We start from the raw sequence: 24,927 nt of genomic DNA, 5'->3' as shown, positions 1-24,927 counted from the left end.
GGAGCAAAATGATATTCTTCCGGCCAGGCAAAATGAGTGTGATCGGGCTGCTTGGTGTCCTTTGGTCGGCTCAATTGTTTGCCCAGGATTTCTGGCGGCAGACGAATGGGCCCATCGGTGGAGACGTAAGGTCACTTGCTGTCAGTGGCTCGAGCATCTTTGCAGGGACCGTCAGTGGTATCTTTCGTTCCACGAATAATGGAGCGAGCTGGTCGCATGTCGGCTTGGAGAATGACTACGTGTACTGTTTCGCCGTCAATGGCAGGAATGTCTTTGCGGGAACAGAAGGCTCTGGCGTTCTACTTTCCACAGACGATGGTGGCAGTTGGACTACTGTCAACAATGGTTTTGGCAAGTCCTACATCGTTGTGAGTGCTCTTGCGGTGAGCGGCACAAATCTGTTTGCAGGCGTTGGCGGAAGTGGGGTCTTCGTTTCCACCAACAATGGGTCGAGCTGGAATCAAACTGGGTTGACGAACACAACTATCCTTGCTTTCGCTATCAGCGGGTCAAGCATTTTCGCGGCATCTGACACGGGCGGGGTATTTCGTTCCACCAACAATGGGGGAACCTGGGCTCAATTCAATTCGGGGCTGTCGATCAAGCGCATCTGCTCTCTCGCGGCCATCGGAGCGAATATCTTCGCGGGTACCTATGGTAATGGTGTGTTTCTTTCGACAAACAGCGGTAGTAGCTGGACACCAGTGAATACCGGACTGACAAACGGTTATCCATCCGCACTGGCCGTCCTAGGGAGCAATCTCTATGCAGGGACAAACGGTGGAGGTGTCTATCTCTCCACCAACAATGGATCAAGCTGGACAAGTGTCAATTTGGGCTTGTGGCAAACTAGCGTTTCTTCCCTTCTCGCAAATGGGACGAGTCTCTATGCTGGGACTCTTGGCAGCGGCGTGTTTCGTTCCACCGATGGTGCAACGACCTGGACACAAGCTGTCGTCGGGATGAACGGTGCTACCGTCTTCTCTATATCCGCTTCTGACACAAGTCTTTGCGCCGGCACTGATGGTGGCGGTGTGCATATTTCCAAAGATCATGGAACTACCTGGAACCAGATAGGAATGATACATGGTTCAGTCAGCGCTCTCGCTCTGAGCGGAGGCTTTCTCGTTGCGGGGACCAATGGGAGCGGTGTTTTTGTGACTTCAAACAACGGCCAGCAATGGGCGGGCAGGGGCTCCGGCCTGACAAACACTTCCGTGAACTCGCTGGCGGTTGTCGATGCGAACGTTTTCGCGGGCACTGGTGGCGGCGGCATATTTATATCTACCGATAATGGGACAAGTTGGGCACAGCGGAATAGCGGATTGACGAATCTCGTTGTTCGATCGCTCGCAGTCAGTGGCACAAAGCTTTTCGCGGGAACCTATGGCGGAGGCGTTTTTGTGTCAACAGACAAGGGTAGCACTTGGTCAGAAGCCAATACTGGATTGTCGTGGAATCGCATCAACGCACTTGCCATCGATGGCGCTAACATTTTTGCAGGGACAGAGGGTGGGGCAGGTGTTTATGTTTCGACCGACAAGGGATCAAGTTGGGCCGCGGCCAACACCGGCCTGACGAATAATAATGTGCAGGCAATTGCGTTGAGTCGCAGCTCCAGCGGGACCGGCGGGAGGAACCTGTATGCAGGGACTGAAGGAAGTGGCGTATTCTTCTCCTCCAACAATGGTGCAAACTGGGTTAGCTTGAACGCCGGTCTTCCGAGCACCGATGTACGGTCACTTGCAATCAATGCCGCAGGGTATGTTCTCGCTGGGACTCGAGGCGGCGGTGTGTTCCGAGGTGTAGATTCGACTCCCAAATCGTTGAGTCTGCTTGGCGAATATTCAGCGGATGCCAACACCGTTCTCCTTCTCCACATGAACGAAACCACCGGCTCTGCGGTCGCCGATGCGTCGACGCCTGCAAACAATGGCACAGCGAGGGGAACCACGATCGTAGTGGGGAGATTTGGGAAAGCCCGGCTGTTTGTCCCGAATGAAAATGTTTCAGTGCTGCCCTCGGCAACGCTTTCGTTTAGTGGTGACTTCACGATTGAGACGTGGGTACGAACTCTGACGCCAGGGCCAACCGATCCGCTGTGCTTTGTCTACAAATGGGAAGGAAATGAGACAGGCCCTGGCTTCAAGATGGCTACGGAGGTTCCATCAGGCCATTTGTATTTCGGCTTCGGCGATCTCAATGGAGGCTCACTGGATCAATTTCTCTCCACGTCGCGCGTTGATGATGGGCAATGGCATCACGTTGCCGTCACTCGAGGTGGAAACACATTTCAACTTTTCATAGATGGCATATTCGACGGCTCATTGATATCCAGCAAGGGAAGCCTCGCAAACTCGAGTGCATTGAGTCTTGGCAATTTCAATGGCTCGCTGGACGAGGTAAGAGTCTCCAATCGCACACGTGCTCCGCAGGAGTTCGATCTCCAGCTTCCACCGATGAACCTGACTTCAGTTGGCTCTGGCACAACGATCAACCTCACCTGGCAAAACGGCGGAGGCGCAGTGCCCCTGATGCGCTATAAGATCTACCGCGGCGCGGATTCGACCAATGTCTCGCTGATTGACTCGACATCAACTCCGTCCTACGCCAACTCCGGCTTAAAATCCGGAGCTAGATATTTCTATCGTGTGAGTGCAGTCGATTCTACGGGATTCGAAGGGGCAAAGAGTCATGCCGCGGCGGCAACACCTTATCCTTCAAACCTTGTTCAAGTTGCCGGCGGCACATTCCAGATGGGAACCACTACGGGCGATAACGCAACACTGGTTCATACGGTAACAGTTGGTACATTCTATATCGACAGAACCGAGGTTACGTATGAGAAGTGGACGGACGTGCGCAACTGGGGATTGACCCACGGCTATCCGGATCTGGGGGCAGGTGGAAACGGCTACAGCGGTGCAGGCGTCAACCAACCGGCGACGCAGGGAAACTGGTGCGACATGCTGAAATGGTGTAATGCTCGTTCTGAGAAAGATGGGTTAACACCTGTGTACTACACAAGCAACACGCTCACTACCGTCTATCGCGCAGGGCAGCTTGATCTTTCAGCCGACGCTGTGAAATGGACAGCAAATGGGTATCGACTGCCGACAGAGGCTGAATGGGAATTCGCAGCGCGAGGCGGAACGAAATCGCAGGGGCGTCCGTACAGCGGTAGCGACACTATTGACGCCGTGGCGTGGATTTCCACGAACTCGGGCAACAATACTCATCCAGTGTCAACGAAAGCAGCGAACGAGCTTGGCTTGTATGACATGAGCGGAAATGTCTGGGAGTGGTGTTGGGATTGGTATGCCGCGTATAGCGTTTCGATACAAACAGATCCGAAAGGACCGGCTTCAGGGACAAACCGTGTACAGCGGGGAGGTTCGTTCGAAGTTAGCGGCGGTGGCCTCGAGTACTGTCATGTGGCCGTTCGATTCAACCGCAATCCGTACGACCGCGACCGCAACACTGGTTTCCGTTGTGTCCAGGGAGATGCCGCTATGGTGTTTGTTGCCGGTGGCACATTCCAGATGGGAAGCACAACGGGCAGCTCTGATGAAACCCCTGTCCATTCAGTGACACTTGGCGCATTCAACATTGACAAGACCGAGATTACGTACGAGAAGTGGACGGATGTGCAAAACTGGGGCCTGACGCACGGCTATACAGACTTGGTGGCAGGGAGAAATGGGTTCAACGGCGCGACGAACCATCCAGTGACTGAGATAAAATATCATGATATACTGAAATGGTGCAATGCCCGTTCAGAAAAAGACGGGTTGACGCCTGTGTATTTCACGAGTAACTCGTTTAGTACGGTATACCACACGGGTCGGATTGATCTTGCCGCCGATGCAGTGAAATGGACGGCGAACGGGTATCGGCTGCCAACGGAAGCCGAATGGGAATTTGCTGCAAGAGGAGGGACAAAATCGAAGGGGTGTATATATAGCGGAAGCGACACTATCGAAGCAGTGGCATGGGATTCTTTGAGCTCGGGCCACAATACTCATCCCGTATCAACGAAAGCAGCAAACGAGCTTGGTTTGTATGATATGAGTGGCAATGTATGGGAGTGGTGCTGGGATTGGTACGGAGGATATTCGAGTGCTCCGCAGACGGATCCGAAGGGACCGGCTTCCGGCACATACCGTTTGTGGCGGGGCGGTTCATTCAATCTTATCGATCGGCAGTGTCGAGTGGCCTATCGCGGCTTCCCCGAACCGATCTCGAGCAGCAGCGACGTTGGGTTCCGTTGCGTCCAGACAGAAAGCGCACCCATCGATCAATTCCCACCAACTGCTTCGACGATGTCGGTATCATCAGTGTCATCAAATTCGGCGACAGTAGGCGGCAGTGTCAATCCCAATGGGTTGGCGACTACTGCCTACTTCGAGTGGGGAACAAGCAGCACTCTCTCCACTTCGAGTGCGACTGCCACGCAATCGATTGGATCGGGCAGCAGTGCCGTCTCTCTTGTTGCCAATCTATCCGGGCTCAGTCCAAATACAACATACTATTACCGCGTGGTGGGACAGAATCGCGCGGGCGTGCAGAAGGGTGCAATAACAAGTTTCAGAACGACTGCCGGAGTGCTGGGCGAGTATTCGCCCGATGCCAACACCGTTCTCCTTCTTCACATGAATGAAACCAGCGGTTCGACCGTGAGCGATGCGAGCAGCTATGGCAACGACGGCACGGCCAACGGGACGACAGTCGTAAATGGTAGACTTGGCAAGGCGCGAAGCTGGAACTCCTCTGGGGAGCAGATCGATGTGCCTCACTCAGAAGCGTTGAATTTTGGAACGGGTTCGTACACAATCGAGGCGTGGTTGAATACCCTTGGTTTTCCTCCCTCCGGTGCGCCCCACCACAAGAGAGGCGTACCGCCGAGCATGAGGGGTTGGATTACTGGATTGAACCAGACGGGTGAGCCAGTGTTTGCGGTCTACAACAACCCCGCCTTTTCGGGCGAAGCTGGCAACAGCGGCCTCGGAGGAGGGATTCGCAAGATCAGCGATGGCAAATGGCATCACCTCGCGGTGGCGGTTTCACAAACGACGCTTCAATTGTATGTAGACGGTGTTCTGGACCAATCTGCTGGCGTTGAATTCCCCGGCAGTGCTGACAACGAAGGAATATTATATCTCGGATTTCAGGGCGGAGCTCCATTCCCATTTCGGGGCCTCATGGATGAAGTGCGCATCTCCAACATAGCACGTTCTCCGGAGCAGTTCAACCTTCAGCTTCCACCTAAGAATCTGACTGCTGTTGCATCGGGCACAACGACCAGTATCACATGGCAAAACGGTGGCGGCGCAGTGCCGATGCTGCGCTACAGAATCTACCGCGGTTCTGACTCAACGAATGTCTCGTTGATCGACTCAACGAGTTCAACAGGATTCAACGACAGAGGCGTTTCCTTAGGTACTCGGTACTACTACAAAGTAAGTGCGGTCGATGTTACAGGATTTGAAGGAGCTCAGAGTTCTTCGACCGGAGTGACCGTCGTTGGCGATCTGTCGGTCGTGGCGTTCTATCCTTTCAGTGGCAACGCAAATGACGGTTCAGGAAATGGCAACAACGGCATTAACCATGGTGCAACGCTGGCGACGGACAGATTCGGGAATGCAAACAGTTCGTACGCATTCGATGGAGTTAACAGCTATATAGATGGTGATAAGCTCCTCACGACTGTTCAAGACAACTTTGCGGTCAGTATCTGGATCAAACCCACCCAGCCTCACGAGATCGATGCCGAATCGGTTGTTGGTGGAATCGGAACCGAGGGCCAGAAATACGTCATCTTTCCAACCCACGGTACCGGGTTTGGAATCGGGCAAGCCGGAATGGGGATTTCTGCAGGGACCAATGGAGTGTCGGTGTATGAGCATGCTGCTGAATACATGCCGGTACTCCTTTCGTATTCTGGACCCATCTCAGGCTGGACGCATGTTGTGGTGGTGTACAAGAATAAGCAGCCCACGCTCTTTCTCAATGGATCACTGGTCCGTACCGGTTTGACAAGTTCGTATATTGTCCATCCTTCAATTGGAAAGGCGGGAGTATATCCGAACCATGTCGGTGGATTTGGCGGGGGAACGTATGGGTATTTCAACGGACAACTCGATGACATCCGGATCTACAGCCGCACATTGAGTGCAGCGGAGATTGACACGCTGTACCACGAAGGAGGCTGGCCACTCGGGTCTCCGGACTTAATTCAGGTCGTCGGCGGCACGTTTCAGATGGGAAGCACAACCGGCAACGCTGACGAAACGCCGGCCCACCCGGTAGCATTGAGCGCTTTTTACATCGACAAGACTGAAATCACTTACGAGAAGTGGACGGATGTGCGCAACTGGGGCCTGACGCATGGCTATTCGGACCTGGTTGCCGGGCGAAACGGCTACACGGGTACAACGAATCACCCTGTCATAGAGGTGAACTGGTACGATATTCTGAAATGGTGCAACGCCCGATCAGAGAAAGATGGGTCGACGCCTGTTTATTACGCAAGCAATACGCTCTCGACCGTGTACCGCACGGGTGAGCTTGATCTCGCTGCCGATGCGGTCAAATGGACGGCAAACGGCTACCGGCTGCCTACTGAATCCGAGTGGGAATTCGCAGCACGGGGGGGAACAAAATCGCGAGGGTACATATATAGCGGAAGCAGTATGATTGACAGCGTTGCGTGGTGTCTGTCGAACTCCGGCAACAACACGCATCCTGTGTCAACCAAAGGAGCAAACGAACTTGGCTTGTATGACATGAGCGGCAACGTATGGGAATGGTGCTGGGATTGGTATGGAGCTTATTCGAATGCTGCGCAGACAGATCCGAAGGGACCGGTGTCTGGCATATGGCGTGTGCTTCGGGGTGGCCATTTTGGCGACGTTGACGACGGCTGTCGTGCGACTTGGCGGTACATCTTCAACTTCGCTCCGGTGAACCGCGGCGGCGTCAATGGATTCCGTTGCGTCCAATCAGTAACTGCACCAGTTGCACAACTTCCGCCATCCGTTTCGACGACTGCCGCTTCAGCCGTTTCATCGAATTCTGCCACCGTGAGCGGCAGCGTCAATCCCAATGGGTTGGCGGCAACAGCGTATTTCGAGTGGGGAACGAGCAGCACCCTATCGACCTTCAGCGCAACGGCGTCACAGTCGATCGTCTCGGGCACAAGTGCCGTTGGTATAACGGCGAGTCTGACAGGATTGATCCCGAACACAACATATTACTACCTGGCAGTGGGCCAGAACAGTGCCGGCATGCAAAAGGGAGCGATTCTGTCCTTCACAGCTTCTCTGCCACTTCCAGCCATCACCGTGCTCTCTTCACCACTCGACGGCGCATCTGGTACATCGGTCAGTCCTGTCCTGACCTGGAGTCAGGTTGTGGGTTCCGAAACCTATCATCTGCAGGTGTCAACATCTGTCACATTCGTGACGCTCGCTCTTGATGACTCAACGCTGACATCCACCTCTCGCCAGTTGATGACGCTCTCCAACGAAACCAGGTACTACTGGAGGGTACAAGCCAGGAACAGTGCAGGGTACGGGCCATACTCTCTCACGTGGAGTTTCACGACGATTACGGCAGCACCATCCTCTGCCGTGATATGCGCGAGCCCTGCGCAGGGGGCGACTGGCATAGTGGTGTTTCCAGTGTTGAGTTGGCTAAGTGTTCCAAGAGGCTCAAGTTACCATGTCCAGCTCTCAACATTATCAGGTTTCTCGACAAGCGTATTCGATGACACGACTATCGTTGACACAGCGAGACAAGTGGGTCCCCTGCAAACGAACACGCTCTACTTCTGGCGGGTCAGGGCCAAAAACGACGGTGGCTATGGTCCCTATTCGGCGATCTGGTCGTTTGCGACTAACACGGGGGGACAGCCTGCAGCACCGCCCGCTCTTTCTGTGCAACTTTTGTCGCCAGCGAATCAAGCGCAAAAAGTTCCGGTAGATCCGAGATTGAGTTGGAGCCAACTCTTAGATGCAACGAAATACCAGCTGCAGGTGTCGACATCGCCGATTTTTGTGTCTCGGATATTTGACGATACGACCTTAGTGCAGACATCGCAGCAAATCGGAATGTTGCAGAACAATACAACGCTTTACTGGCGAGTGAGAGGAAAGAATGGGGCAGGCGATGGCCCGTATTCACAAACCTGGAGCTTCACAACCATCGTGGCTCTTCCGTCAACGGCCAGCTTGTCATCCCCGTTGAACTCGGCGGTGTCAGTTCCGATCACGCCAACGTGTACATGGGGTGCGTTGGCTGCAGCAACATCGTATCACCTTCAGGTCTCTACTACTTCTTCGTTTACGACAGCAATTCTTGACGATACTACGCTGACAGCAACGTCAAGACAATTGACAGGGATTCAGAACAGCGCTCTTTATTACTGGCGCGTCCGTGGGAAGAACGATGCGGGGTATGGGCCATTCTCAAGTTCGTGGAGCTTCACAACTATCGTTGCGGCACCCTCTGCCGTAAACCTCGTTTCACCAACAAATGCACAGGCAGGTGTTTTAACAAGTCCAACGCTGTCCTGGTCATCGATACCTGAAGCGTCAGGCTATCACCTCCAGGTCTCAGCTAATTCCAGCTTTGCACCATTTCTGCTGGATGACACAATTCTCTCCGCTACAACAAAGCGGTTGAGTCCCCTTCAGAACAATACCATCTACTACTGGAGAGTCAGGGCCAAGAACGAGGGAGGGTATGGATCATACTCGCCTCCGTGGAGTTTTACGACGATCCCAGCATATACTCCAACGGTGCCATTGAGCACCAGCCTTACGTTCGCTACAAAAGCGAAAGCCAATGAGTATACGGCACTGGAGTATCGGTTGATTGGCCTGCCTGGCTCGAGCGATATCTTCGCCAAGGACATCGTCTCAGGAATTCAGAACGAGGATTGGGAGATCGTCTGGGACAATGGAGCAGCGAGTAGTTACCTGAAGCGCTATGACGGCAGCGCAGACTTCAAGTTCAGTGCAGGCAAGGCATTCTGGATTATCTCGAAGAACCCTCTCAGTATCACCAGGACAGTCCCCTCCGCGCCCCTCAATGCAATACAGGAAGCAGAGATAGCGGTGCGATCGGGCTGGAACCTGATCACGAACCCGTTTGACAAATCAATACCATGGACAAGGATACAGACAACGAACGGTATCATGGGATCAATCTACAGCTTCAACGGGGCTTTTAACAACTCAGCCACATTTGATCCTTATGCGGGCTACTACTTCTTCAATGGTACGCCAAGCCCAGTCCTCAATACACTCAGAGTACCCTTCAGCAGCGCGTTCGGGAAGTTGACAGAGTTTGAGCAGCGTGCGGAAAGTGGGTGGAGGATGTATATCGAGGTTAGTACTGGCGGTAGGACGTCAGACGTGAGATGTGAGACGGAGAAGCAAGTCGGTGAGACGAGAGATGTAGGACGTGAAACGATCGAGATTGGAGTTGAACGAGAAGCAAAGGATGGTCTGGATGGATACGACCAGCGGATGCCGAGGAGGCTGGAGAAGTCGGGCCTCTACTTCGACAGACCCGAATGGGACAATACATATGTCGAGTTCGGAAGGGACATCAAAGCGGAAACAAACCACCTGAAGAAATGGGAGTTCACAGTGCAAGGGAAGTTGTTCGACGAGCGGACGATCACTGCCAAGGGAGTGCAGAGCATCCTGCAAACGGAGGACGTATTCTTGGTCGACAAAGAGCGGGGAGTGACAGTGAATCTCAAGCAGAAGAACGAGTACACTTTCGGGATGGTGAAGGGGAAGATGTCGTTTGAAATACTTATTGGGAAACGGGAGACCATAGACGAGGAGATGGAAAAGCTCTTGCCGACGGAGACTTCGGTGGGGCCGAACTATCCAAACCCGTTTAACCCCGAGACGTTCATTCCCGTTAGGCTGCCTGCTGCGACAGATATCACGATAATGGTCTACGACATCCTTGGGCGACAAGTGAGACTCCTGTATGGAGGCGTACTCACCAAGGGAGTACATTGGCTGAAATGGGATGGCAAGGACGATCGGCAACATGCTGTTTCCAGCGGTGTCTACTTCTATCGGGCATTGATCGATAACCACAAAATGCTGCAAGGGAAAATGCTCGTGACACGATAATCATGAGGGGGTGTGGGTGAACAACACGCGAATAGTAGTTGGCTCTGAGGAGCAATATCACTTATAGGAAGGGGCACGATCATGAAATCGTTATTCAGCGCCGCAATCGCCGTCTTTGTTGCCGTTTCGTTTTCTGCGGCGCAGGACAGCACTGTCGTGACACTGCCGGTCCAGCAGAAGATTCAACAATTTCAAAAACGACCGGGGAAAGTCGTTCTGATCGAATATGCAGAATTGGGTAAGCTTGAATCGACAATGAATGAAAGCATCAAATTCGAGACAGCCTACTCGTGTTACCTTGCAGATCGATCCAAGTTCATCAAGGCGCTTCGGCTTACCACTGAGCGCAAGAATTCATCCTCTGGCGGCGTATTCTTCATCGATGTTAACGAGTTGACGGATTTGTCGAATGCTCTCAATACAATGGTTCAGTACTCGACAAGATCGAGCGATGAGGAAAAACCATTTTCAGACGTCACGTATCGCACGCATGATGGGTTTGAAATCGGATTCACGCACATTGGTAAAGAACAAAGCGGCTACTACAGGATGGCTCCAAACAACGGCGATTACGCATCACTGAAGATCGAGCTTTTGTCCGCATTCAAGCAACTGGTTGATAAAGGAATCGCAAAGCTGAAATCAAAATAGCATTTGAAAAGTGAAAGCAGGGAATTTGACAGAAAATCAATGTATGCTTATGGGAGGCTTCGTATGGTAAAATTTCTCAAGCATTGCAGGCATGTTTGTTACTTGCTTGTCGGGCTCCTCATTCTTGAGGCTGCACCGTATCAGCTGGCCAGAGGGGCCGAAGGGATCAAAGTGACCAATGTCTCATTTCGTCTGGTCGGGACCCGTATTGCAGTCAACTATGATCTCGAGGGTATGGAAAAAGAGACCTATCGGACTCGCATATCCCTTCGAAAGGAAAGCGATTCAACATTTGTCTATGTCCCACGGCAAGTCAACGGAGATGTTGGTGATGGAGTGTATGCGGGGGCGAACAAACAAATAACTTGGGACTTTCTGACGGAGTTTCCGGGAGGGTTAGAAGGATCTGATTACTATTTCACGATCGAAGCCGAGGTTTATTCACCAGGTTCGAATCTTATCTATTGGATTGGAGGTGTAGTTGCCGCTGCTGCCGCCGCCGCCGCCTACCTCCTGGGGACCAAGGCAAGCACTTCAGCGACATCGGACACCGGGTTTCCAGCCCCCGTAGGCAGACCGTCAGGAGGGAGTTGACCATGAAGACGGCGAAGCGCATGGCTACATTACTTGCTATCATTCTTTCGGTTCCAATTCTTCAGCTTTCGGCTCAGCCCGTCAGCGGGAGAAGTAAATCCGGAGGTCTCATCAGCCCCAGTGCAAAATCAGCTGCGGCGGCTCCATACCTCAATGGTGTGATGAAGGTCGACTCGTTGTGGGAGAGTATCCGGGTTATCCGTGACGATGACAAAGCGCTTATCATTGTGCATTCGGAGGTTCCGAACCTCATTATTGAGAGCAACAGAAAAATCATCAAGGTCGATCAGAAATCTTCAGGGTATTGGGAAATCTGGCTTCCGTATGGCACGCACATCCTCAAGTTCGATGCTGTCGGGTTCCAACGTCTCGAAGTTCCGGCCCGGGCATACGCCCGCAAGCGGGTCTACGAAATGAGAATTTCCGGCATTGTGAAAAACCAGCTATCCACGTCCGATAAGGGAACCTTGATCCTGAGGTCGCAGCCGGACAGCGCCATCATTCAGATTGATGGCCTGCCGGATTTCAAGGGCACGACGCCGCATGAGTTCAGGAATTATGCCGCCGGTCTCTACCGAATCACGCTGTCGAGGGACAAGTATGAGACGAAGGAGACCATCGTGACGATAGAAAAGGACAAGACGGTCACCGAGAGTATCCGCCTCACCGCGCTCTTCGGCTACATCGAGATTGATGCAACGCAGGCAGGACAAGTTATGCTTGGTGCTCAGCGGTTAGAGAAGGGGAAACCGATCGAAATCCCGGTGGGACGACATACGTTCAACTTCCAGTTTTCAGGATCTGTCCGGCGTGACACCACTGTTGTCGTGCCTGCCGGAGAAAAGGTGATGCTCAAGATCACTCAATAAATCCAATATCAGGAATTCTATGGATTGGCTCCGCCGTTTTTCTGTGCTTGCCGTATTTCTTGGAAGCGTACAACTCTCTCTCGCGCAGAATCAAGAGATACCTGATTCCCTGTATTACTCGTCCGTCGGGATTGACAGAAACCTCGACAGAGCCCGCGCCTATGCTCTTAACGGCCTGACGCAGGAGATTCAGGTGTTGATTTCTTCGTCGTTTGAAAATCGGTCGGCCGAGACAAATGCACAGCTCGAACAGAGCACGGTTTCCAGGGTTATCACCCGCTCTATCACCGACCTCAAGGACGTCAGAGAGATAATGAAGATTACTCCAGAGGGGTTGTTCAGGGTGGTCAAGTACATTCCGAAATCTGCTGTGAAGCAAATGTTCGAGATTCGTAGGCAGAGAATTCAGGAACTGATCGCCATCGGAGAGCGGGAGCTTCAGGGTGAACCGGTGAGACTCGGTGCCGCCCTCAAGAATTTCTATTGGGCGTTGCTTCTGAGCCAGCTTTATCCAGACACACTGAGCTTTTCGGTGCGTCTCGACGCAACCACACCGTTGCTTTACGCAAATGTGCACAGCGGGATCTCAAACATCTTCGACAGGATTCTCAGAGAACTGAAGTTCGTGCCCGAAAAGCTGATCGAGGACGAATCCATAGTCTGGCAATACCGTATGCAGGTCAAAAACAAACCGGTCGATGCGCTGCATTTTGAGTACTATGACGGCATGGGGCAAACAGAAGCGGATGTCAAAGACGGAAGGACCAAGCTCACGTTCTTTTTTTCCAAGAAGGATATGCGGGAACGTGAAGTTGTCGTCGGGATTGACTACCGATCGGTTGAAGAGATGGATGAGCTTACGCGTGCCGCCGATTCACTCATGAGCGCCAATGCGCTGCCGAGCAAAATCACGATTGTGCTTCCTGCTGGGCCGATACCTCCGCCGCCAAAAGAGGAGAAGCCTCCGGTTGAGCCCCCCCGGCCCCGACCGCAGCAAGTATTGCCGGCTGTTCTGCAGGAGATACTCGCCGTGGGGAGTAACTTCAACGCCGTCCGGATCAAGCTTGACAGTCTGGCCAGGCGAAACAGGATCATACTGGGAAATGCAAATGACTTCGAATCGCTTCAGGGGTTGTACGGACTCGTTCTCGGTCCAGAGGGGGTCCTCGCGCTTCTTGTGGTCAAGGATCAAAAGTACCTTGATGCTCGTACGGGCAATGAAATCGACATGAAGAGGTATGGTGGCAAGAGAATAACGTGGATTGAGATTTTGAAGTAGGGCGACCTGCTTGCCCCGACTATCTCGGGGCCCGCCAACATTGATGGCAACAATGCAGGCGGGGATTCATATCGTCATCTGATGAAGGCTTGTCAGGAGCTTTTCGTCGCCCGACTTGATCGTCATGGACTATGAACCGGAGATTCAATGGAAAAAATCAAATCAGTGGTTGTTCTCACCTTGTTGCTTCTCTGCGGCGTGTCGGTTGCCCAGGTGAAGCCAAAAGTGTCCCTCATCGGTGGCGATGATGTGCCTCAACTCAAAAAGCAATTCGAGACCACGATCGAGACTGTTCTGCTGGAGATGAACAAACTGGAAAAGAAAACGGGGGACATCAACATACTCAAGCGGTATTTTTCCGCGGAGGCGCTGGAAGCATTCAAACAGTTCGTCTTGCAGAACAAAGCTTACACAGCCCGAAAACAATATTCCCCTCTGCTCATCGTCAGAGAAAACGGTCAATTCTACGATGTCAGAAGCCTTACTGTAAAGGTTGATCTGGGTCAAACCGAAGCCAGCGATAGCCAGAATCTGATCTTCACTTTTTCGAGGTCGGGGCAGATAGTTTCTGTGCGCAGTATGTTGCCGAACTACGACTTTCAGTCTGTTGTCTCCGCCGCGAAGTCACCGCAGGATTCGATCATGCGCGGCAGAATTCTGGACTTTCTGGAAGAATTCCGAATGGCCTACAACACGAAGAACAGTGAATTCCTGGAGAAAGTCTTCTCAGATGAAGCTCTTATCATAGTCGGGAGTGTACTGCAGGAAAAGAAACGCGAGGACGATGTCTTCAGAGGATCGTCGCTCTCTTCCACCAAGGTAAAACTCATCCAGCAGACAAAAAGAGAGTATCTCGACGGTCTCAAGAATAAGGCATTCAAGAATAATTCATTTATAAGCGTGCGGTTTGATGATGTCAATATTCTCCAGCACGAAAAAATTCCCGAAGTATACGGCGTCACCTGCTGGCAGCAATGGGCATCTTCGACCTACAAGGACAAAGGGTATCTGTTCCTGATGGTCGATTTTCGGCTCCCGAAAGAACCAACCATCCACGTGCGGACGTGGCAACCGAATCCGTTTGAGGACGGATCGTATGTGTCGCTTTATGATTTTGATGTGATCAAATTTGAGTAGAACCTGTCCCTCTTCAGAAGTCCATCCTGGCTAGAATTACGACGTTACTTCGATATTGAGGCCCTTCCGTGATTTGTACTCATCGGAACCGAATATCCGGCTACAGTACAAATTCGAACGATTTTTCAAAGGTTGCAACTGCCGTGAGTAGTGGGCCCCGGATTTGAACCTGCAACAAGCCGGGTATCGAGTGACATGACCTAGGCTTAAAGACTTGCGAGAGAATTCGGGTTTCCGTAACTTCGATATGAATCCACGTGTTAGCAGTTGGATTATCTGCTAAGAGGTGCTAACAACGATCGAATCGTGAGCTGAGAATTGTGCTGAATTTGCTGGACGTTCTTTAACTTTCAGAATCTTTTCAAGCTCGGTACACGAGTTCGAATCTCGTTGGGGGTACAAAAAGAATGTAGAATGCAGAAGTCAGAATGTAGAATGAAAAGCCGATCCGTTGCTGGGTCGGCTTTTCTTGTTCAGGGACAACGGTGCCAATCGATTTCTCAGAAGAGTCGATTGGCATTTGTGTTTTAGGGAGCAGCCCACGATAGTGATCGGCTTTTTTCTTTTACGACAATCGCCGTTGTTGACGACAGGTGGCAAATACCCCGAGACGAATGAGCCCCGCCTCCGTTTCACTCCGATTGTTGACAAAGAACACAACTATCGATTTCAATTTGAATTTACTATTATGTACGCGGATGAAGTTTTGATGAGACACAACCGACCAAGCTGAGCTACACCAAGGAAATATCCCGTGAAGACATCAATCGTTATCAGAACACTGGTCTCTTTGCTCTTCGCTTTACTTGTGGCATCTTGGAACGGAAGAGCGCAGGAGAGACTCACCGTCTCCAAAAGACCTTTTGGCAAGACTCTGGAGGGAAGAGACTCCTTCGTCTACACACTGCATAACAAGACGGGCATGGAGGCTCGGATCACGGACTACGGAGCGACGCTGCTCGCGTTGTTTGTCCCGGATCGAAACGGGAAACTGGCGGATGTCGTCCTTGGATTCGATTCGCTGATAACCTACATCAACGATGCCCCGCATTTCGGGTCAACGATGGGCCGGTACGCCAACAGGATCGCGAAGGCGATGTTCGAGCTGAACGGAATGAAGTACACGCTTGTAAGGAACAACGGGGCCAATCACATCCACGGTGGACTGAAGGCATTCGACAAAGTCGTCTGGAGTGTCAACGAGTCCGAGGGCGGGCTGGGGAACTCGCTGGTCTTGAATTATCTGAGCACGGACGGAGAGGAAGGGTATCCGGGCAATCTCTTAGTGAGGGTTGTGTATTCGCTTACAGACAGCAACGAGCTGAAGATTGAATACAGTGCGTCAACGGACAAACCGACTGTGGTGAATCTCACGAACCACTCCTTCTTTAATCTTGCCGGGGCAGGAAACGGAAGTATCCTCGACCACGAGTTATTCATTGACGCTGATCGTTTCACACCCGTTGATTCCGAATCGATCCCGACAGGCGAGCTGAAAAGTGTGCATGGCACCCCCCTTGACTTCACTGTCCCGACCGCCATCGGCGTGCGGATGGAGGAGAGTTTCGGTCAGCTGAAAAGGAGGAGAGGGTTCGACCACAACTTGGTGTTGAACAAGCCTGTCGATGCCTTCGGACTCGCCGCAAGAGTTTATGAGAAAACGTCGGGACGGGTGATGGAAGTTCTGACCACCGAGCCCGGTCTGCAGTTCTACACACCGAATTTCGTCCGCGCTATGCCCGTTGGAAAAGAGGGGAAGAAGTACGATCGTCAGTGCGCCTTCTGTCTCGAGACAGAGCATTTCCCGGATTCTCCGAACAAGCCTCAGTTCCCTTCGACGGTCGTGAACCCCGGGCAGCCCTATACATCGACAACGGTCTACCGTTTCTCGACGAAATAGATCCAGCAGTCCAGTCGAAAAGTCGTGCCACCAAGGCGCGAGGTCACGAAGGATCTTGAAAGTAACGAAAAGTCAAAGATATTCTTCGTGCCTTGGTGACTTTGTGGCAAGTCGAAGTTTTCGACCGGGTTTCTAGATGGTGTCCGTCACTTGCTGAACAGACCAACTAACGAATCGTTCGCACCACCAAAGGCAGCCAGATCCCTGGTTATGAATCGGGAAGCGACCTTCATGATAATACCATTGCCGTCTTCAGTCGGGAGGAAAGTCTCATGATCTTTTCCGTCAAGATAAACATGCTTCTCGCATCCATACTGGCTTTCACGTTGTTGCGCTCTGATGTCTCGGCTCAACCGCTTGTGAGTTCGACAGCGTTCAGCAACTTAGACGGAACGCACGATTTACACTTGCCGGATTGGGGGCCGTACAGCAAGCGCTATATTGGTGTGTCCCATATCCCAAACAAAAAGAGCGGGATGAGATTCGATCTCAGTGTGTTTCCCGGTTTCTATAGAAGAAAAGTTTCTGTGCCCAATGTGTTGTTTGAAAACGACTATCATCCCTGGGAAGCCTCGCCGAATTTGGAATATTTCAGTTTCCGCCACGAATTGGAATGGAAGGACCAGGTCTATACAGATATTTCATACTCGGAAATGTCTTCTCAGGCACGGCTCATCAGAATTGAATGTGTGAACAACACCGCATACGATCAAAGCCTGGCCTTACATTTTATGGCGTCCTTGAATTTTCCACCTATCAGGGAGTATACTGTTTATACACCGCTCTATCCGGGCGTCGTCACTTTGCCTTCCGGCGCCAAATGGAATGATGCGCTCAATTATGAGGAACTGAAGTTTCTCAAACCTAGACCGCGGGACAATCTTGTTTATGACGGGAAAATGCGAGGGGAAATTCGAGCAGACGGTTTTGTTGGCGGTTCAGGAATTGGAGATCGTTTTGGCCTCGATAGAGGAGATCTCGTTACCTATCAGATTCAAGTTGAGAAAGCTTATGATGATGCCGTGCTCTATGTACGATACAAATTGCGTGAACACAAAGAAGTCTCCTTTGACGCATCCGGTCTTGTCAATACACGAATAACCTTGAAGGGCGCATCGGGGTTTGGTAAGGAAATCATCAGGATCGGAACATTGAAAGCCGGCAAGTACGCACTGACGTTAACATCTCAAGGCGGAGATCCCATTGAACTGGACGGTTTTGTTGTCGTTGAAGCGAACCAGGTTGATCAGATCGAGATAAAGCAGAAGCAGTGGAATCCGGTTCCACACATAACCGCCGGCCCGGTGAGAAACTCGTTTGTTTTGAAGTATGACGACGTCGATTCATACTACGGGCTTCTCTGGCAGTATGATTCTTTTGAGATTCGCCAATGGAACGGACGGGAACTTGGCGACTATTTCAAACAAATGGTCAATGAACATGTGAAGATGAGTTTTGAAGGGGAAGGAGTTGGTCATTATGCAAATGTTTTTCTGAAGCCGGTTACCCTTGTGCCTCGATCCACGCGGACACTCTACGGCGTCGTGTGCAATGGGAGCAAAGAAGAGGTTGAGAAGTACTTGAAGGAGATGAACTCTTCTCAAGACAAATATGAAAGCATCTACCTGGCAGCGAAAGCACATGTGGCAAGCATGGAGGGACACAGGGAAGGGGACAAGTATCGGTTCAGTATCAAACGTATGAATGCTACACTAGCCAGTAACGTGGTGTATCCTGTCTATACTCAAAAAGAATACATTCGTCACAGCGCGCCCGGCCGATGGTGGGATTGTCTTTACACTTGGGACTCAGGATTTATCGGACTTGGATTGCTGCAGACGGATGCACAACGTGCGATAGAAAATCTTAATGCATACACGCAGAAGGCGGGCTCTCAATCAGCGTTTATTCATCATGGTTCACCTGTTCCTGTTCAGCATTATTTGTTTCAAGAATTATGGAACAAGACCCAATCAAAAGAATTATTAGAATACTTCTATCCCCGCCTGAAACAGTATCATGAATTCTTAGCCGGACGTTTGGGAAGTTCAACGACAAAGACTCTTCAATCGAACATCTTGAAAACATGGGACTACTTTTACAACTCGGGTGGTTGGGACGATTTGCCCCCACAAAAATATGTTCATGATAATGCACGCGAAAGCACGGTAGCTCCAGTAATAAACACCGCTCAAGCCATTCGAACGGCGAAAATATTGAAAATGGCAGCGATGGCTCTTGGCAAGAGTGACGATACGCAGCAGTACGATAATGACATCAAACTATTCAGCAACGCGCTTCAACGATATTCCTGGGATGAAGAATCGGGATACTTTGGTTATGTCGTTCATGATAGCGAAGGTAATCCATTGCACATTCTTAAGTACCAGGATAAGGTAAACTACGATATGGGATTTGACGGCGCGTATCCATTGATTGCCGGAATTTGTACTGATGCTCAAGAGAAAAGAATCCTGGGCTCTTTGAAATCGGAAAAGCACATGTGGTCCAATGCGGGCCTCTCTGCGGTGGATCAATCCGCACCGTATTATCGATCAGATGGTTACTGGAATGGAACGGTGTGGATGGCCCATCAATGGTTCTTTTGGAAGACCATGCTTGATCTGGGCGAAGCCGATTTCGCATACACAATTGCTACAAAGGCATTGGATGTATGGAAGACAGAGGTGGAGGCATCGTACAACTGCATGGAGCATTTCTTGATCGAAACTGGTCGAGGCGCCGGGTGGCATGAATTCGGCGGTTTGTCATCCCCAGTTGTTGTTTGGTATTCAGCGTATTATCGTCCGGGCAATTTCAGCACTGGCTTGGATGTGTGGATAGAAAAGAAGTCGTTCGATGACACGTTCAGCCAATTGTCTGTCCAATTATCTGCCGCAGGAAACAACCACCGTCTTACATCAGTGGTGGCGTGCATGAATCCAGCTTTTGAATATGAAGTCAAATGGAATGGGGAATCTCTCACGTACAAATCCCTGTCTCAAGGAACGCTGAGCATAGATATTCCCATAGAAAAGATGAGAAGGGGCAACTTAGAAATACGCAGAAAGTAGTTACGCTGGAATTGGGGCCATTCTCCCTCCGATCAGGCACCCAGGAAACAAGGCAGAAATCGTTGCCAGGAATGACACTTTTGAAAAAAATATACTTGCTTCAATCCTGATAACTGTATAAATACACATCACGATATAATGAGAAGAGATACCATTCAGTCGTGAAATGGCAGTGCCGGTCCAAAACAGTATTCAGGAGCTTGAGGTCATTTTCGGAACGTTGAATGCTAAGCATCGACTAGCGATGTCGGGATCATCAGCATTGTGACAAAGGACAGCGGCAACGGCTTGCGAGCGTTCTTCTCCGCCTATGGTGGAGATTTCTCGCCGCAGAAGAAAATGCACTTCCACGTCAGCCATCCAGTCTTTCTCTTTCGCAGTAAGCTATCCCCGCATACGGTTGTTCGCAGTTTGAGCGAATCGTGCGGCCGCAGCAAATCCGCAAATTGTCTGAAATGAAGGACTACGCCAATCTTACCTGTCTATCCATCGAGGAAGGACTATCCTATGAAGACCTTATTCCTTTTGTTCGTGTCTCTTCTGATTCCAGCGCTCTTGCTGGGACAGAATACTTTGCGAGGAGTTGTTACTGATTCCACAAGCGGTGAACAGCTTGTCGGAGTGAACGTTGTCATCGTGGGTACTGGGTTGGGGGGTGCAACCAACGCAAACGGCGAATATCGAATTTCGGGAATTCCTGCAATGCTTGTGAAGGTAAGGGTCTCCAGCATAGGATATGAAGTCAAGGTGAAGGACGTCGATTTTTCAAAAAGTGCCTCCGTGCAATGGAATGTTGCACTAGTTTCGACGGTGATTATTGGCAAGGAATTTGTCGTAACCGCTCAGCGGAAAGGTCAAATAGCTGCCATCAACCAACAACTTACCGCTCCGACTATTACAAACGTGGTGTCGGAAGAGAAGATTCAGGAATTACCGGATGCGAATGCTGCCGAGGCTATCGGACGTCTACCCGGCGTTTCGCTTCTGCGGACCGGAGGGGAGGCGAGTTCAGTTGTCATGCGGGGAATGAGCGGCAAGTTTTCGCTGGTTACAATTGACGGTGTGCGCATGTCGCCAACCAGTGATGTCGATCGATCCGTGGATCTCAGCACTATTTCCCAAGGATCGTTAGCCGGGATCGAGCTCTCGAAAGCGCTGACATCCGACAAAGATGCCGATGCTATCGCAGGCGCTGTCAATCTTGTCACCAAGAAAGCTCCTTCATCGAGAATGTTGAGAATTGAACCGAAGGGCTCGTATAACGCGATGGACAAATCGGCCAGCCAGTACAACGGTTCTGCACGCTACGGGGAGAGATTCTTTGATGATAAATTAGGAGTGCAGGTTTCCGGCAATATCGAAAGCACGATCCGAAGCAATGAATCAACGAATTTAGATTACGACGTCACGGGAATACAGGGTGGCACCGACTATCAGATCACGCTATTCGAGCCGAGGTATATTCACGAATTACGCAAGCGGAATGGCGGCAGTCTTCTGTTGGATTACACTACCCCCGATCAAGGATCCATTCGATTGAATACCGTTTACAATCGGACCTCAAGAGACTACTTAACCTCCTACAAACAGTTTCCACTGAGTGGTGTGGTCGTGTACGATTATCGTCAGAGAGAAACAAACATCGGAACATTCAGCACCTCTCTTCAAGGCGAGAATTTCCTTATGGGTTGGGAAGCTGACTGGAACCTTTCTTTCTCTCAATCAACGAGGAATGACCCTTTCGATTTTGAGTTGAATATGACTGAAACTTCTGCCTCTTCCGGTGGAGTCGTCATTTCAGGCATGCGTACTATCCCACCAGCGCTCTACAAAGGTCCCGTGGAGGAGTGGATCCCGTACGCTGTGAACAATTTTACGAATGCATTTATCGATCATGCATACGATTTCAGTCAAAAAAATCTGGATAAACAAATCGGTGCGCACCTGGACCTTCTGAGAAAATATAGTGTGAGCGACAATATTTCAGGCGAAATAAAATTCGGTGGGAAGTATCGAGAAACAGGAAGATTCAATTCTCCAAGTCAAACCGCTGCGATGTACTATCTCTATACACCATCGGCGTACACGAAGCTGCCTGACGGCACAATCGCACCGAAGGACCTTAAAGGAACGCAATTCGAGAATTTGAAGTTGGTCGGCAGTCAAAAGATTTCGTTTGCAAATTTCCTGAACTCCACACCTCCAAACCGTATGATCTATGGTAATTATGACTTGAATCCACTGATCAACGTGGACGGCCTGAAATTATGGCGGCAGCTCAACATTAACGGCTATCAGGACGCCGCTGGAAAGTTTCCGGAGTATGTGAGGAACGGTGAAGTCGATGGCAATTTCTATGACCTTGCGGAAAAAGTTTACGCCGGCTACGCAATGAACACACTCAACATCGGGCGCGACGTTACATTTCTCGTTGGTGTTCGCCTTGAAAGCGAAGACAACAGATACTCCTCGCGATATACGAAAGTCCCGCTCAGTGGATTCCCCTTTGGGCAGGGCTCCTTAAAGGACACGACTGTTTATCACAAGGAGAGTGTTCTGCTGCCCAATGTTCAAGCGATCATCAGACCGACAGACTGGATGAATGTGCGGCTGGCGGCATATGAAGCGATAGCCAGGCCGGATTATAACAACAGACTGCTGAAATTTGTTGCACGATCCACCTCGTCGAGCGATCTGAATATCGGAAACCCGAATTTGAAATCTGCTGTCGCATGGAATCTCGAAGCGCAGACGCAGTTCTATAGCAATACCATCGGTCTCTTTTCTGTGTCCGCCTTCTATAAGGACATCAAAGACATGTACCATACGATCAGCGGAGCAAGCCTCTCCGGTCAAGCGGTTCTCGATAGTCTTGGGGTTCCCTGGCAGACGCCGTTTGGCAAAGGCTATTACACTCTTACTTACCCATATAATTCATCGCAGCCAACCCGTGTGTGGGGATTCGAAGTTGAGCACCAGACAGATTTCAAGTTTCTCCCCCAACCCTTTACGAACATTGTGTTGAACTACAATTTTACGATTGTGCGTTCTGAAACATGGTCCACCAGTTCGAGAGTTGAGACCTTTAAGGATTCGACACTTCTCTTTGGAAGATGGATATATACCACAGGATCGAAAAACGTTCTCTTTGAGAAGAAACAGAAGTTAGAGGATCAGCCTGAGTTCTTTGGAAACGCGTCTCTCGGCTATGACGTCGCAGGATTCTCATTTAGAGTTTCACTGTTTTACCAGGGGAGCTTCAATGCCAGTTTTTCAGGGAATCAGAGAAGTGATGTGGTGACCGCCGAATACTCAAGACTGGACGTAACTCTGAGGCAAAAAATAACTGACAACATCTCTATCTCGCTGAACCTGAACAACATCACCAATACTGAGGAAGGCACGACGCTTGCCAATAGGATTACCGGCTGGATGCTATCCGATACCAGCAACAAATACGGCATGACCGCCGACTTCGGTGTACGAATCGAATTATGAAAACGCTGCAAGAGTTACCTAACCAACGATCGATTCATCATATCCACAGGAGGTTGTTATGGCTAAGTTGAAGTACCTCTTCTTTATCGCCATCCTGATGTGTTTTGTCCGGCCAGTCTCGTACGGACAAACATCACACGATTTGGTCATCCCGGATTACCAGGCAACGGGGAAGTTTTTGAACGACGATATCATGGGTGACAGCTTGTCAACGGGCGCCAGAAAGGATCCGGCCCGGGTATATGTATTAAAGAGAAACGGCATATATCTGGTGAACACATTCATCTCGAATCCGAACTGGGTACTACGCATCAGAGCAGAGTATGGAACGGGATCAAAGCCTGCCATTTATGCCTTCAAGAACGACCTCACGGCAGCCTATCCCGCGAACATATTAAGACCGGGCGCAGATTTGTACATGAAGAATGTGGCTATGGTTAATTGGCCTGAATTCATGCCAGCGGAGATTTCTTTGATGCCGACGGTCATGATCCAGGCTGCAGGCACTGGGCTAGCGATAGAGGTTGATAGTTGCGTCCTCAACGGCTACAAGACCGGGATACAACTTCCTGTTGCCACGCGCAAGCTCAGGGTGACGAATACGATTTTTGCGCAGTACGGAAATCTCTACAATGGAAATGAGGGCGATGGCAGACCAATCGACTTCAGATCTGTTTCCACCGATACTATATTCATACAGAATTGCACGTTCATGGATGGCACCGATAGAATTGTCCGTCACTATTCAAGCACTGGAGCTCTCGGCAACTTCGTTTTCGATCACAATACTTGCCTTAACAATTTTGGTTATCATGGCGTCATGGCGCTGGGTTTCGTTGGGAGCAAAGTGACCATTACGAACAACGTCTTTGTCGATTGTCTCGCGGCCGGCAATGACAGCACCGATGCTGTGCGTCTGGTTGAATGGGTGGAATCGAAAGAGAAGGGTCCGTCGGGCGCTGCCAGAATGTGTTTGGTAACATGTGTCCCCAACGATACAACCACATGGGTTGTCAAAAACAACTTCTTTTCGGTTACTCCTCCGCTCCAAGCCTGGTTTGATACTCATGCAGCGCAGGGGTTTGGAAACATAGTACCGTTGACGTGGTACATCAACAAGAAAATAGGTGCGGATTCTCTCACCGCTTTCAAGAAAGAAACCATCACCTTTGTGAAAAAGACCCGCGATCTTGTTGCTCTTGGTACCTGGTACAACGATCCAAACGGTGCAAACAGGTTGAAGGCCACTACAAATTTCAAAGCGGATTACGATTTTGCCCGCCCCCAATGGAAATTCTATACCGATACGCTCAACCTCTCTTATCAAACGAGTGCAGCAGCGTACACGGGCGGGGCAGCGGGATTCCCGGCGGGAGATTTGAACTGGTTCCCGACAAGGAAATCGGCATGGCTCTTGACGGATGTTGAAAGAACGACGGCCAGTGTGCCGCAATCGTTCGAACTCTCTCAGAACTATCCGAATCCGTTCAATCCAACGACCAATCTGGAGTACTCCATCTCCAAGAGCGGCAACGTTGTTCTCGAAGTATTCAATACCCTCGGACAATCTGTGGCGCGGCTCGTTGACGAACATCTGGTACCCGGCACATATAAGACAACATTTGATGCCTCAAGGCTGAGTTCCGGAGTGTACCTGTATCGATTGACAGCAAATAATTTCGTCCAGACCCGAAAGATGGTCTTGATGAAATAAGAAGCCTCATGACGGAGGGGGCTGGGCAAGACGGCTCAGCCCCCTGATTTT

The 24,927-nt window shown here is 50.7% G+C and carries 10 protein-coding genes; all 10 read left to right on the top strand.

Translation table 11 applies throughout. The features are described from left to right. Nucleotides 1-8 precede the first annotated feature (8 nt). The 10 genes from NTU47_00260 to NTU47_00215 all read left to right on the top strand — a co-directional run bounded on the left by NTU47_00260 (nucleotide 9) and on the right by NTU47_00215 (nucleotide 24,876). Entirely contained in the window at nucleotides 9-10,160 is a 10,152-nt protein-coding gene (locus tag NTU47_00260; protein ID MCX6132214.1) for an SUMF1/EgtB/PvdO family nonheme iron enzyme, read from the top strand. Between the two features lie 81 nt (nucleotides 10,161-10,241). Beyond that, nucleotides 10,242-10,811, top strand: coding sequence for a hypothetical protein (locus NTU47_00255; GenBank protein ID MCX6132213.1), 570 nt, complete (start codon nucleotides 10,242-10,244; stop codon nucleotides 10,809-10,811). Between the two features lie 63 nt (nucleotides 10,812-10,874). After that, entirely contained in the window at nucleotides 10,875-11,405 is a 531-nt protein-coding gene (locus tag NTU47_00250; GenBank protein ID MCX6132212.1) for a hypothetical protein, read from the top strand. Nucleotides 11,406-11,407: 2 nt separating this feature from the next. After that, nucleotides 11,408-12,274 carry a PEGA domain-containing protein gene (locus NTU47_00245; GenBank protein ID MCX6132211.1) on the top strand — a complete coding sequence of 289 codons (867 nt, stop codon included), beginning with the start codon at nucleotides 11,408-11,410 and terminating at the stop codon, nucleotides 12,272-12,274. Between the two features lie 19 nt (nucleotides 12,275-12,293). Then, on the top strand, nucleotides 12,294-13,553 hold the full coding sequence (locus tag NTU47_00240) for a hypothetical protein (GenBank protein ID MCX6132210.1): 1,260 nt from the start codon (nucleotides 12,294-12,296) through the stop codon (nucleotides 13,551-13,553). 147 nt (nucleotides 13,554-13,700) lie between these two features. Further along, nucleotides 13,701-14,690, top strand: a complete 990-nt coding sequence (locus NTU47_00235; protein MCX6132209.1) for a hypothetical protein — start codon at nucleotides 13,701-13,703, stop codon at nucleotides 14,688-14,690. A gap of 754 nt (nucleotides 14,691-15,444) precedes the next feature. Continuing rightward, nucleotides 15,445-16,590: a galactose mutarotase gene (locus NTU47_00230; GenBank protein MCX6132208.1), complete on the top strand. Its 1,146-nt coding sequence runs from the start codon at nucleotides 15,445-15,447 to the stop codon at nucleotides 16,588-16,590. Between the two features lie 272 nt (nucleotides 16,591-16,862). Continuing rightward, entirely contained in the window at nucleotides 16,863-19,664 is a 2,802-nt protein-coding gene (locus NTU47_00225; GenBank protein ID MCX6132207.1) for a trehalase family glycosidase, read from the top strand. A gap of 507 nt (nucleotides 19,665-20,171) precedes the next feature. After that, nucleotides 20,172-23,162 (top strand): TonB-dependent receptor, encoded by a 2,991-nt coding sequence (locus NTU47_00220; protein MCX6132206.1) that lies wholly within the window; start codon nucleotides 20,172-20,174, stop codon nucleotides 23,160-23,162. A 58-nt stretch (nucleotides 23,163-23,220) separates the two neighbouring features. After that, nucleotides 23,221-24,876, top strand: coding sequence for a T9SS type A sorting domain-containing protein (locus NTU47_00215; protein MCX6132205.1), 1,656 nt, complete (start codon nucleotides 23,221-23,223; stop codon nucleotides 24,874-24,876). Nucleotides 24,877-24,927: the final 51 nt, after the last annotated feature.

The sequence above is a fragment of the Ignavibacteriales bacterium genome (genome assembly GCA_026390595.1).
In the GTDB taxonomy this organism is placed as follows: domain Bacteria; phylum Bacteroidota; class Ignavibacteria; order UBA10030; family UBA10030; genus UBA9647.
The sequence above is the reverse complement of the archived record's forward strand: the minus strand, read 5'-3'. Positions and strand labels throughout refer to the sequence as shown.